This is a genomic window from Pseudomonas sp. 31-12 (assembly GCF_003151075.1).
Lineage (GTDB): Bacteria > Pseudomonadota > Gammaproteobacteria > Pseudomonadales > Pseudomonadaceae > Aquipseudomonas.
On sequence record NZ_CP029482.1, the window covers coordinates 2936508 to 2948586 of the forward strand.

The window sequence follows — 12079 nt, forward strand, 5'->3', positions numbered from 1 at the left end:
CCCATGACACTCACGCCGCAGGCTTCGCGCTTTTCCCACGACCATGTGTTCTTGGGTGCTTCCCATGATGAAAACGCCCGCCGCACCTTGTGGGTGGTTGCGTTGACGTTTTTCATGATGATCGGCGAGATTGTCGCCGGTTACATCACCGGTTCGATGGCGCTGCTCGCCGATGGCTTTCACATGGCGACCCATGTCGGTGCCTTGGGCATCGCGGCGGCGGCCTACGGTTATGCCCGACGTCACGCCAACAACGCCCGCTACAGTTTTGGCACCGGCAAGGTGGGGGATCTGGCCGGTTTTGCCTCGGCCATGGTGCTGGGGCTGGTGTCGCTCGGCATTGCCGTGGAGTCCATCCTGCGATTATTCCAGCCGACCACCGTGGCCTTTACGGAGGCGACAGTGATTGCTGTGGTCGGGCTGGCAGTGAACATCGCCAGTGCCTTTTTACTGGCGGGCAATCATGGGCATCACGGCCATGATCATAGCCAAAGCCATCACCACGAGCACCCTCACGACAACAACCTGCGGTCGGCTTACGTTCATGTGCTTGCCGATGCCTTGACCTCGGTGCTTGCGATTGCGGCCTTGCTGGCGGGCCGTTACCTCGGCTGGGTCTGGCTGGATCCGGTGATGGGCATCGTCGGCGCCATTATCATTGCCAAATGGGCCTATGGCCTGATGCGCGACAGTGCGGCGGTATTGCTCGACACCACCGACGAGCCTGTCGCTGCTGAAATTCGGGAGTTGCTGGAATCGGCGGGTGACGTGCGCATCAGCGACCTTCACGTCTGGCAGGTGGGGCCTGATGCGCGGGCAGCGATAGTCAGTGTCGTAGCCACCGGCCAGGTCAGTGCCGACACTATTCGCGAACGTCTGGCACCGGTTCATGAGTTGTCTCACCTCACCGTGGAGTTTCGCAACGCCTGATGACGCCAGTGGAGCGATCATTGAAATGCGGCAGGCGGCTGTTGAGGGAAGGGCGGTAATGCCAGGTCAGGCAATCCCAATCGGGTTGATGGGCCAGAATCTGCGTCAACGTCGCTCTGGCAATCTGCAGTGCCAATAATTGCCCCGGACATTGATGGCGGCCTTCGCCAAAAGTAAAGCTGCGCCGACGTGGGCGATCCAGAATAAAGGCGTCGGGATCTTCATTGAGCAGCGGGTCGCGATTAGCCGAAGCCAGCAGCACCAGAATCACATCGCCTGCATTGAGGTGTACGCCCTCGATTTCGCACGGTGCCGCGACAAACCGGCGGGTGTTTTGTACGGAAGGGTCCAAGCGCTGAACTTCTGCGATCAAGGCTTCAACCGGCGTCGAGTCAGGCAGAAATAACGGGGTTCGGATCAACGCCACGATCGCGTTACCAATCAAACCGGCGGTGGCTTCATACGTCTGGGAAAACAGGCCAATCAGATTGGCAATCAGCGTGTCGTAGTCGGCCGCGAAACGCTGGCGAATCCCGGCGAGCAGTGCGCTTCTGTTGTCCGGATCATCCAGCAGTTCAACGAAATACCCCCTCAACTGTTCCGCTGCTGCATGGGAAACCTTCAGTTGGGCCTGCTCACTCAGCGGCGACAGACACGCCACGAAATCCGCCGTCAGCTCACTGATCGCCCGGCCCTGAGCCGGCGAGAACCCCAACAGCGCCGCCACCACGCAAACCGGGCCGCGAAACATCGCGTTGTACAGTCCATCGGCATCCGGCGTGATCAGCCTCGCGCTCACCAGCGCATTGACCTCGTCGACATCAATCAACACCAACCCAGGCTCAATCGCCGACCTCGGGCAACGCTGACGCTCACCCTCATTCATCCGCATCAATTGGCCAAATACCTTGCCGGCCATGCCGTCGGCAATCGACTTGGGCACCGGCTCACTGGGCGGTCGGACATGACAATCCGGATGCGCCAGCACCGCCGCAACGGCCCGGGCGCTGCTCGCCACCCACAATTTCAGTCCTTGGTGAAATACCAGCCCACCCTTGGCGCGCAGCCGGGCGTAATAGGGATAGGGGTCGGCATGAGTCGCAGCGGTGATCGGGTCCATGGGGCGCAGCCTTGTTCGTGGAGGGAGAAGTGTTGCTACTATCCCCAGTTCAAAACGGCCTTGATTCGTCCGGGAGCGAAATATGAACGTTGAACAACACGACATCGGCGTCTCGCAAGTGGCCGCGGCCATCGCGGAACCGGCCCGGACGAAAATCCTCTGCTCGCTGATGGACGGCCACGCCCGCACCAGCACCGAGCTGGCGGCGATTGCCGAAGTCAGCGCCTCCACCGCCAGCGCGCACCTGGCCAAGCTCAAGGAGCTGGCGATGCTGCGTTTGCACGTGCAGGGCCGCCATCGCTATTACAGCCTCGCGGACAAACGCGTGGCCCAGGCGCTGGAAGCGCTGATGGTGATCGGCCAGAACACCGCGCCGCCCTTCAATTCGCGCACGCCGGACCGCCTGCAATTCGCCCGCACTTGCTACGACCACATGGCCGGGACGCTGGCGGTCCTGCTACATGACCGGATGCTGGAAAAAGGCTGGTTGCTGGAAACCGACGAGCAGGTTTATCGCCTGAGTGAAAGTGGCGAGGCGCTGATGCAAGGGCTGGGCATCGAGGTCAACGACTTGAACACCTTGCGCCGCCGCTTTGCTTGTCCGTGCCTGGACTGGAGCATGCGTCGGCCGCATCTGGGCGGATCGCTGGGGGCGGCATTGCTGCAAGCGGCGATCAAGCGCAAATGGGTAACGCAGGATCTGGACAGCCGGGCATTGGCATTGACGGCGCTGGGACGCAAGGAGCTTGGCGCACGCTTCGACCTGACGCTGGCGCAGTCAACCCTGCAACCCGTCCGCGAGCAACGCCAACCGCTGCCTGCACAGGATGTGATCTGACCCGACCAAGGGTTCGCTGATGACTTGTGCCTTGGAGATCGACCCTATACTGTATATCCACACAGTAAAAGGCGTGCCCCATGGAACTCATCGACAAGCTCAGCATTCTCGCCGACGCCGCCAAGTACGACGCGTCGTGTGCCAGCAGCGGCGCGCCGAAGCGTAGCTCCGAGGGCAAGAGCGGCCTGGGGTCGACCGACGGCATGGGCATCTGCCACAGCTACACGCCGGATGGGCGTTGCGTGTCGTTGCTGAAGGTTCTGCTGACCAACTTCTGTCTCTACGACTGCCAATATTGCGTCAATCGACGTTCCAGCGACGTGCCACGCGCACGCTTCACGCCGGAAGAAGTGGTGACGCTGACCATGGATTTCTACCGGCGCAATTGTGTCAGCGGGCTGTTTCTCAGCTCCGGCATCATTCGTTCGGCGGACTACACCATGGAGCAGCTGATCCGCGTGGCCAAGCTGCTGCGCGAAGACCACGAGTTCCGCGGTTACATCCACCTCAAGACCATTCCCGAAGCCGATCCGGCGCTGATCGAGGAAGCGGGGCGCTACGCCGATCGCTTGAGCGCGAACATTGAGCTGCCCACCGACGCCAGCCTGCAAACCCTGGCGCCGGAGAAACAGTTGGGCTCGATCAAACAGGCGATGAAAACCATCTACACCGGTGTCCAGACCGTACTTAACGAACCCCGCGCGCCGAAATTCGCCCCGGCCGGGCAGAGCACGCAGATGATCGTCGGCGCCGATGACACCGATGACAGCACCATTCTCCACAGCGCCCAGGCGCTGTACGGCAACTTCAGTTTGCGGCGGGTCTATTACTCGGCATTCAGCCCTATCCCCAACAGCCCGAAAAGTGTGCCGCTGGCCGCGCCGCCGCTGATGCGCGAGCACCGCTTGTATCAGGCTGATTTCCTGTTGCGCAGTTATGGCTTCACCGCTGGCGAGTTGTTCAAAGGGCCGGGCCACCTGGCGCTCGACATCGACCCGAAACTGGCGTGGGCACTGGAGAACCGCGAGGTCTTCCCGCTCGACCTCAATCGCGCCGAAGCGTCGTTGATTGCGCGCATTCCAGGTATCGGCCTGCGTACCACCGAGCGGCTGGTGGAATTGCGCCGTCAGCGCCGCATCCGCTACGAAGATCTGGCCCGAATGCGCTGCGTGCTGGCCAAGGCCAAGCCATTCTTCATCACCAGCGATTACCACCCGCAGCAGGCGGAGGTCACCAGCCACTTGCTGTATCAGCAATTGCGCGACCGGCCGCAGCCGCAACAAATGGGGTTATGGGGATGATCAGTCTGGATTGTGATGACCTGTTCGACATTTGGCGCCAGCAGGCACGCTGGCTGCTAAGTCATGAGGTGGACCCGAGCCGGGTGAGTTGGGCCAGTGGAGGTGTGTCCGATCTGTTTGCCAGCGACGATGCGCCACCCCAAACCCAAGGCCCGTTTCACGCACGAATACCGCGAACGCTGCTGGACACTCTTGAACGCGCGGCTCGTTATCGGGGTGATCAACGTTGGAGTCTGCTGTATGAAGTGCTGTGGCGGGTCAGTCACGGCGACCGCACCGCGATGCTCGCCGGCGACAAACTAGGCAGTGAATTTCATAGGAGAATCAAACAGGTACAGCGTGAAGCTCATCACTTACATGCATTTGTGCGCTTCGTCGCGATGCCTGAAGGTGAGGAGCCGCAATACGTTGCCTGGCATGAACCGGCCCACGACATCCTGCACAGTGCCAGTGAGCATTTTGTCGGGCGCATGGGCCGGCATCGCTGGTTGATTGCAACGCCCAGGGACGGGGTTTACTACGACGGCGAGCAGTTGATCCATCAACGCCAATGCCCGGTTGAATGGCAGCGGCTGGCACAAAACGTCGATGACCCGCACAGCGACATGTGGTTGACCTACTACAGCCACATCTTCAATCCGGCGCGCCTGAACCCGAAGGTCATGCAAGGTCACTTGCCGGCCCGGTTCTGGAAAAACCTGCCGGAAGGCGCGTTGATTCCGGGGCTGATCACCCAGGCCCGCACGGGTAAGCAACAGGATGGTCAGGCGAGCGGAATCAAGGGTAGGGAAGGCAAACGTATTGCGCGGGGAGAAGCCGAACGTCGTTCATAAAAAAGCCCCCCATCGCCAATACGATGGAGGGCTTCGATGCCGCTGGGGTCAGATCAAACCTTAACGATCCAGCCCGCTGGCGCTTCGACGTCACCCGTCTGTACACCGGTCAGCTCTTTGTAGAGCTTCTGGGTGACCGGGCCGACTTCGGTTTCGCTGTGGAACACGTGCAGGTGGTCGTTGTAGCTGATGCCGCCGATCGGGGTGATCACGGCAGCAGTACCGCAAGCGCCGGCTTCCTTGAAGTCGGACAGCTTGTCGATGAACACGTCACCTTCAACCACTTCCAGGCCCAGACGCGATTTGGCGAGTTCGATCAACGACAGACGGGTGATACCCGGCAGTACCGACGGCGAGTTCGGTGTGACGAACTTGTTGTCGTGGGTGATGCCGAAGAAGTTGGCCGAGCCGACTTCTTCGATTTTGGTGTGGGTCATCGGGTCCAGGTAAATGCAGTCGGCGAAGTGGGCTTTCTTGGCCTGGGAACCTGGCATCAGGCTGGCCGCGTAGTTGCCACCGACCTTGGCTGCGCCGGTGCCTTGTGGGGCCGCGCGGTCGTAGCTGGAGATCAGGAAGTTGTGTGGGGTCAGGCCGCCCTTGAAGTAAGCGCCGACCGGAATGGCGAAGATCGAGAAGATGAACTCGGGGGCGGTGCGCACGCCGATGTTGTCACCCACGCCGATCACGAACGGACGCAGGTACAGCGCGCCGCCGGTGCCGTAAGGCGGGATGAAACGCTCGTTGGCGCGGACCACTTCCTTGCACGCTTCGACGAACTGCTCGGTGGACACCTGTGGCATCAGCAGGCGGGCGCAGCTGCGTTGCATGCGGGCGGCGTTCTGATCCGGGCGGAACAGGTTGATCGAACCGTCCTTGCAACGATAGGCCTTCAGGCCCTCGAAGCATTGCTGGCCATAGTGAAGGGCAGTGGAGCCTTCGCTGATGTGCAGCACGTTGTCTTCGGTCAGGGTGCCTGTGTCCCACTCGCCATTACGCCAGTGCGACAGATAGCGCTTGTCTGTCTTGATGTAGTCAAAACCCAACTTGTCCCAATTGATGCTTTCGTTACCCATGACACCCTCTATCACTTAACAACCGCCGAAACGGTTCAAGGCTTCTGACGTTTTTCTGGATGGGGACAACAATACTTCATTCCGGGCCGGTTTCGCAGCCCGGACTATCGGATGGCAGACAGATAAATCGAGTTGACCTCAAGAAATCGCCAGCAGGCTGGCTCCCACAGGAGAACGCATTCAAAATGTGGGAGCTAGCCTGCTAGCGATGAGGCCATCCATGCCGCCATCCATTGTTCTGAATCATAGGTGTAGCGCATGCCCCAAAGCTCGCAGCGCGGCTTCTTGCACCGCTTCGCCCAGTGTCGGATGCGCGTGGATCGTGCCGGCAATGTCTTCCAGCCGCGCGCCCATTTCCAGGCTCTGGCCGAACGCGGTCGACAACTCCGACACGCCCACACCTACCGCCTGCCAGCCGACAATCACATGATTGTCACGCCGTGCCACGACGCGCACGAAGCCGCTTTTGGATTCGAGCGTCATCGCCCGGCCATTGGCCGCAAACGGGAAGCTGGAAACGATGCAGTCCAGGCCCGCCGCCTTGACGTCGTCCGGGGTCTTGCCGACGACCACCAGTTCCGGGTCGGTGAAGCACACGGCCGCGATGGCGGTCGGGTTGAATTCGCGGGACTTGCCGCTGATCAGCTCGGCAACCATCTCGCCCTGAGCCATGGCTCGGTGCGCGAGCATCGGTTCGCCGCTCAAGTCGCCGATGGCGTATACGTTGCGCATGCTGGTCTGGCAGCGGTTGTCGATCTTGATCGCCGAACCGTTCATGTCCAGATTCAGCGCTTCAAGGTTCCAGCCCTGGGTGTTCGGCTTGCGACCGACGGCCACCAGCACCTGATCCGTTTCCAGGTTCAGGGTGTCGCCGCCCGGCTCAAGAACTTGCAGTGTATTACTGGCAGAATCAAAGCCTTGGACGCTGTGCTTCAAGTAAAGCTTAACACCGAGTTTTTTCAGTTCGTCGTGTACCGGCTGGGTCAGTTCGGCATCGTAGGCCGGCAGAATGCGCTCCTGCGCCTCGACCACACTCACGTCAGCACCGAGTTTGCGATAGGCAATCCCCAACTCCAGGCCGATGTAACCGCCACCGACCACGACCAGCCGTTTCGGCACGGACGTCGGCGCCAGGGCTTCGGTGGAAGAGATAATCGGCCCGCCAATTGGCAGCATCGGCAGGTTCACGCTTTTCGAACCGGTCGCCAGCACCAGGTGCTCGCACTGGATACGCGTATCGCCCACGTCAACGGTTTTGCCGTCGATCACTTTCGCCCAGCCTTGAATGACCTGGACTTTGTTCTTTTTCAGCAGGGCCGCGACGCCCGTGGTTAGGCGATCGACGATGCCGTCCTTCCACTCGACGCTCTTGCCGATGTCGAGGGTCGGCGCCGACACGCTGATGCCCAGGGCCGAATGCTGGCTGTGATGCTGCGTCTGGTGGAACTGTTCAGCGACGTGAATCAGCGCCTTCGACGGAATGCAGCCGATGTTCAGGCACGTACCGCCCAGTGATTCGCCTTCCACCAGAATGGTCGAGATGCCCAGCTGGCCGGCACGGATCGCCGTCACATAACCGCCAGGGCCGCCGCCGATGATCAGCAGCGTGGTGTTCAAAGTTTGCATCTCTTACTCCACAAACAGGGTGGCGGGTTGTTCGAGCAAGCCACGAACGGCCTGGATGAATTGCGCCGCGTCCATGCCATCGACCACGCGGTGATCGAAGGAGCTGGAGAGGTTCATCATCTTGCGAATCACGATCTGGCCTTTGACCACCATCGGGCGTTCGACGATTTTGTTGACGCCGACGATCGCCACTTCCGGCAGGTTCAACACCGGCGTACTGACGATGCCGCCCAACGCGCCGAGGCTGGTCAGGGTAATGCTCGAGCCGGAGAGTTCGTCGCGGCTGGCCTTGCCATTACGTGCGGCGTTGGCCAAACGGGAGATTTCGGCGGCGTTGTCCCACAGGCTGCGGGCTTCAGCGTGACGCACCACTGGCACCATCAAGCCGATGTCGGCTTGCGTGGCGATGCCCACATGGACGGCGCCGAGGCGGGTGATGACCTGGGCTTCGTCGTCGTAACGGGCGTTGATCTGCGGAAAGTCGCGCAGGGCGACGACCAGGGCGCGGACCAGGAACGGCAGCAACGTCAGCTTGCCACGGGTTGCGCCATGTTTTTCGTTCAAGTGCGCGCGCAGTTCTTCCACGGCAGTGACGTCGATTTCTTCGACATAACTGAAGTGAGCGGCGCGCTGTGTCGCGTCCTGCATGCGCTGGGCGATCTTGCGGCGCATACCGATGACCTGGATTTGCTCTTCGTCGTTACGCTGAGCGTAAGCGGCGGCTACGGTCGATTGCGGCTGCTGACCCTGGGCCAGATAAGCTTCCAGGTCTTCGTGCAACACACGACCGGCAGGGCCGGTGCCACGGACCAGGCGCAACTGGATGCCGAGGTCCAGCGCATGTTTGCGCACGGCCGGGGAGGCCAGCGGGCGTTCGTCGGCTTCGCGAGCGACCATCGGACCCTGGCAAACGGCGGCCCGTGGCGCTGCGGCCGCAACCGGTTTGCTGGCCACCACGGCTTCAGCTTTAGGCGCTGCAACCGGCGCTTCTTTAACAGGAGCAGGCTGGGCCGACTCTTTAACGTTGCCCGCGCCTTCGACTTCAATGCTGATCAGAATGCTGCCAACCGCCATGACTTCGCCCGGCTGTCCGCCCAGCGCAATCACCTTGCCGTGCACCGGCGAAGGGATGTCGACCATCGCCTTGTCGGTCATGACATCGGCCAGCACCTGATCTTCGACGACCATGTCGCCGACTTTGACGTGCCACACCGACAGTTCAACTTCTGCAATGCCTTCACCAATGTCCGGCATTTTAATAACGTGCGTGCCCATTCAGACCTCCATAACCCGTTTCAAAGCCGCGCCCACTCGGGACGGACCAGGGAAATACGCCCACTCTTGCGCGTGCGGGTAAGGAGTGTCCCAACCGGTGACGCGTTCGATCGGCGCTTCCAGGTGGTGGAAGCAATGCTCTTGGACCAGGGCGACCAGTTCGGCGCCGAAACCGCAGGTGCGGGTCGCTTCGTGAACGATCACGCAACGGCCGGTTTTCTTCACTGACTTGACGATGGTGTCCAGGTCCAGCGGCCACAGGCTGCGCAGGTCGATGACTTCAGCGTCGATGCCGGTTTCTTCGGCGGCGACTTGCGACACATAAACGGTGGTGCCGTAGGTCAGGATGGTCACTTCCTTGCCGGGACGGGCGATGGCGGCAACGTCCAGCGGCACGGTGTAGTAACCGTCCGGCACTTGGGCGGCCGGATGTTTCGACCACGGGGTTACCGGACGGTCGTGGTGGCCGTCGAACGGGCCGTTGTACAGACGTTTTGGCTCAAGGAAGATCACCGGGTCATCGTTTTCGATGGAGGCGATCAGCAGGCCTTTGGCGTCGTAAGGGTTGGACGGCATGACCGTGCGCAAACCGCAGACCTGGGTAAACATGGCTTCGATACTTTGGCTGTGAGTCTGGCCGCCGTAGATGCCGCCGCCGCAAGGCATGCGCAGGGTCATCGGGGCGGTGAACTCGCCGGCCGAGCGATAACGCAGGCGCGCGGCTTCGGAAATGATCTGGTCCGACGCCGGGTATACGTAATCGGCGAACTGAATCTCGGCCACAGGACGCAGACCGTAGGCACCCATGCCAACGGCGACGCCGACGATGCCGCTTTCGGAGATCGGTGCATCGAACACCCGGGAGGTGCCGTACTTGTTCTGCAGGCCTTCGGTGCAGCGGAATACGCCGCCGAAGTAGCCGACGTCCTGGCCGAACACCACGACGTTGTCGTCACGCTCAAGCATCACATCCATGGCCGAGCGCAGGGCCTGGATCATGGTCATGGTGGTCGTGGTCATGGCGGTTTCCAACTCGATATTGTTGTTGTGATCGTTCATGTCAGATCCCCAACTCTTGACGCTGGCGCTTCAAGTGCTCCGGCATCTCTTTATAGACGTCTTCGAACATGGTCGCGGCGCTCGGAATCTGGCCACCTGCGAGGGTGCCGTACTGCTCGGCTTCTTTCTGCGCGGCAATCACTTCGGCTTCCAGTTCGGCGCTGACGGCGACGTGCTCCTCTTCGGACCACTGGCCGATTTTGATCAGGTGCTGCTTGAGGCGCGCAATCGGGTCGCCCAACGGGAAGTAGCTCCAGTCGTCGGCAGGACGGTATTTGGACGGATCATCGGAGGTCGAGTGCGGACCGGCACGGTAGGTGACCCATTCGATCATGGTCGGGCCGAGGTTGCGGCGCGCACGTTCGGCGGCCCAGGCAGAGGCGGCATAAACCGCGACGAAATCGTTGCCGTCGACCCGCAGGGAGGCAATGCCGCAACCGACGCCACGACCGGCGAACGTGGTGGCTTCACCACCGGCAATCGCCTGGAACGTCGAGATCGCCCACTGGTTGTTGACCACGTTGAGGATCACTGGCGCACGGTAAACGTGGGCGAAGGTGAGGGCGGTGTGGAAGTCGGATTCCGCGGTGGCGCCGTCGCCAATCCAGGCCGATGCGATCTTGGTGTCGCCCTTGATCGCCGAGGCCATGCCCCAGCCCACACCCTGTACGAATTGGGTGGCGAGGTTGCCGGAAATGGTGAAGAAGCCGTAGTCCTTGACCGAATACATGATCGGCAGCTGACGGCCCTTGAGCGGATCGCGCTCGTTGGACAGCAGTTGGCAGATCAGGTCCACCAGCGGCACGTCTCGCGCCATCAGAATGCTTTGCTGGCGGTAGGTCGGGAAGCACATGTCATCGACATTCAGCGCCAGGGCCTGGCCGCTGCCGATGGCTTCTTCGCCAAGACTCTGCATGTAGAACGACATTTTCTTCTGACGCTGGGCGACCACCATGCGGTTGTCATAGATCCGCGTCTTGAGCATGGCGCGCATGCCTTTACGCAGGATCTCGGACGGAACGCCTTCAGCCCATGGCCCGAGGGCATTGCCCTGGTCGTCGAGCACGCGGATCAGGCCCTTGGCCAGGTCGGCGGTGTCGGCCGGTTCAACGTCGATTGGGGGTTTGCGCACCGTGCCGGCGTCGGTCAGACGCAGGTAGGAAAAGTCGGTTTTGCAGCCAGGACGGCCCGATGGTTCGGGAACGTGCAGTTGCAGCGGTTCGTACGCTTGGTTCATGGCTTCTACGCTCGATCTTGTGAATTTCTTGTAGTGAGCTGACCGTCATTCTTCGATAAAAGAATTCTTGTCCTACAACAATCATAGGCCCGGCGCAGAAGAATATTTATCTCTGTTTCGTTGCGTTGGCGATCATTTGAGGATAAAAAATCTGCATAAACATAAAAAGCAGGTGGTTTTGTCTCATGCGCAAACTGGACCGTACCGATATCGGCATTTTGAACAGCCTTCAGGAGAACGCCCGTATCACCAACGCCGACCTCGCACGCTCGGTCAACCTGTCGCCGACACCGTGCTTCAACCGGGTCAAGGCGATGGAGGAACTGGGGCTGATTCGCGAGCAAGTGACGCTGCTGGACGCCGACCTGCTGGGGCTGCACGTGAATGTGTTCATTCATGTCAGCCTGGAGAAACAGGTGGAGGAGGCGCTGCAGCATTTCGAGGAAGCAATTTCCGATCGCCCGGAAGTGATGGAGTGCTACTTGATGGCGGGGGACCCGGACTATCTGATTCGGGTGCTGGTCCCGACCATTCAGTCGCTGGAGCGCTTCATGATGGACTTCCTGACCAAAGTCCCCGGCGTGGCCAACATCCGCTCGAGCTTTGCGCTCAAGCAAGTGCGCTACAAAACCGCGCTGCCATTGCCCGCCAACGGCCTGACCCTCAACAACTAAACGCCCCCTCTGTAGCCGCTGTCATTGTGGCGAGGGGATTTATCCCCGTTCGACTGCGAAGCAGTCGTGAATTCAGAGAACGCGGTGCATCAAATAGACCCTGCGTTCAGGTT

At 60.8% G+C, this 12079-nt stretch carries 11 protein-coding genes; 5 read left to right on the forward strand and 6 right to left on the reverse strand.

Going from position 1 to position 12079, the window contains the following annotated elements:
* The first annotated feature begins 3 nt into the window (after window positions 1-3).
* A complete protein-coding gene (dmeF, locus tag DJ564_RS13920) occupies window positions 4-930 on the forward strand; it encodes a CDF family Co(II)/Ni(II) efflux transporter DmeF (RefSeq protein ID WP_109630192.1) in 927 nt (308 codons plus the stop codon).
* On the opposite strand, the gene DJ564_RS13925 is transcribed toward dmeF, so the two are convergent.
* The gene (locus DJ564_RS13925) at window positions 905-2050 is read right to left on the reverse strand and encodes a cytochrome P450 (RefSeq protein WP_109630195.1); all 1146 of its coding nucleotides are present in this window, start codon (window positions 2048-2050) and stop codon (window positions 905-907) included. The genes dmeF and DJ564_RS13925 overlap by 26 nt on opposite strands.
* Before the next feature lie 82 nt (window positions 2051-2132).
* Between DJ564_RS13925 and DJ564_RS13930 the strand changes: the two genes are divergently transcribed.
* From DJ564_RS13930 to DJ564_RS13940, 3 genes are all read left to right on the forward strand, one after another.
* A complete protein-coding gene (locus DJ564_RS13930) occupies window positions 2133-2888 on the forward strand; it encodes a helix-turn-helix transcriptional regulator (protein WP_109630198.1) in 756 nt (251 codons plus the stop codon).
* Between the two features lie 80 nt (window positions 2889-2968).
* Window positions 2969-4189, forward strand: coding sequence for a putative DNA modification/repair radical SAM protein (locus DJ564_RS13935; protein ID WP_109630201.1), 1221 nt, complete (start codon window positions 2969-2971; stop codon window positions 4187-4189).
* Window positions 4186-5022 carry a TIGR03915 family putative DNA repair protein gene (locus tag DJ564_RS13940; RefSeq protein ID WP_109630204.1) on the forward strand — a complete coding sequence of 279 codons (837 nt, stop codon included), beginning with the start codon at window positions 4186-4188 and terminating at the stop codon, window positions 5020-5022. Before DJ564_RS13935 ends, DJ564_RS13940 begins: the two co-directional genes overlap by 4 nt.
* Window positions 5023-5075: 53 nt before the next feature.
* On the opposite strand, the gene DJ564_RS13945 is transcribed toward DJ564_RS13940, so the two are convergent.
* From DJ564_RS13945 to DJ564_RS13965, 5 genes are all read right to left on the reverse strand, one after another.
* Window positions 5076-6095 (reverse strand): branched-chain amino acid aminotransferase, encoded by a 1020-nt coding sequence (locus DJ564_RS13945; protein ID WP_109630208.1) that lies wholly within the window; start codon window positions 6093-6095, stop codon window positions 5076-5078.
* A gap of 243 nt (window positions 6096-6338) precedes the next feature.
* Complete coding sequence (gene lpdA / locus DJ564_RS13950) at window positions 6339-7721, reverse strand: dihydrolipoyl dehydrogenase (protein ID WP_109630210.1); 1383 nt, start codon at window positions 7719-7721, stop codon at window positions 6339-6341.
* 3 nt (window positions 7722-7724) lie between these two features.
* A complete protein-coding gene (locus tag DJ564_RS13955; RefSeq protein ID WP_109630213.1) occupies window positions 7725-8996 on the reverse strand; it encodes a dihydrolipoamide acetyltransferase family protein in 1272 nt (423 codons plus the stop codon).
* Window positions 8997-10055, reverse strand: a complete 1059-nt coding sequence (locus DJ564_RS13960; RefSeq protein ID WP_109630216.1) for an alpha-ketoacid dehydrogenase subunit beta — start codon at window positions 10053-10055, stop codon at window positions 8997-8999.
* Between the two features lies 1 nt (window position 10056).
* Entirely contained in the window at window positions 10057-11292 is a 1236-nt protein-coding gene (locus tag DJ564_RS13965; RefSeq protein ID WP_109630219.1) for a 3-methyl-2-oxobutanoate dehydrogenase (2-methylpropanoyl-transferring) subunit alpha, read from the reverse strand.
* 185 nt (window positions 11293-11477) lie between these two features.
* Here DJ564_RS13965 and bkdR point away from each other — a divergent pair, with 185 nt between their 5' ends.
* On the forward strand, window positions 11478-11966 hold the full coding sequence (gene bkdR / locus DJ564_RS13970; RefSeq protein WP_008005367.1) for a Bkd operon transcriptional regulator BkdR: 489 nt from the start codon (window positions 11478-11480) through the stop codon (window positions 11964-11966).
* The last annotated feature ends 113 nt before the right edge of the window (window positions 11967-12079 follow it).

Bases quoted from the DNA above. Each gene is read 5' to 3' on its own strand.
- DJ564_RS13935 (WP_109630201.1), top strand. From the start codon at position 2,969: ATGGAACTCATCGACAAGCTCAGCATTCTCGCCGACGCCGCCAAGTAC.
- DJ564_RS13930 (WP_109630198.1), top strand. From the start codon at position 2,133: ATGAACGTTGAACAACACGACATCGGCGTCTCGCAAGTGGCCGCGGCC.
- DJ564_RS13940 (WP_109630204.1), top strand. From the start codon at position 4,186: ATGATCAGTCTGGATTGTGATGACCTGTTCGACATTTGGCGCCAGCAG.
- DJ564_RS13945 (WP_109630208.1), bottom strand. From the start codon at position 6,095: ATGGGTAACGAAAGCATCAATTGGGACAAGTTGGGTTTTGACTACATC.
- DJ564_RS13955 (WP_109630213.1), bottom strand. From the start codon at position 8,996: ATGGGCACGCACGTTATTAAAATGCCGGACATTGGTGAAGGCATTGCA.
- bkdR (WP_008005367.1), top strand. From the start codon at position 11,478: ATGCGCAAACTGGACCGTACCGATATCGGCATTTTGAACAGCCTTCAG.
- DJ564_RS13965 (WP_109630219.1), bottom strand. From the start codon at position 11,292: ATGAACCAAGCGTACGAACCGCTGCAACTGCACGTTCCCGAACCATCG.
- DJ564_RS13925 (WP_109630195.1), bottom strand. From the start codon at position 2,050: ATGGACCCGATCACCGCTGCGACTCATGCCGACCCCTATCCCTATTAC.
- dmeF (WP_109630192.1), top strand. From the start codon at position 4: ATGACACTCACGCCGCAGGCTTCGCGCTTTTCCCACGACCATGTGTTC.
- DJ564_RS13960 (WP_109630216.1), bottom strand. From the start codon at position 10,055: ATGAACGATCACAACAACAATATCGAGTTGGAAACCGCCATGACCACG.
- lpdA (WP_109630210.1), bottom strand. From the start codon at position 7,721: ATGCAAACTTTGAACACCACGCTGCTGATCATCGGCGGCGGCCCTGGC.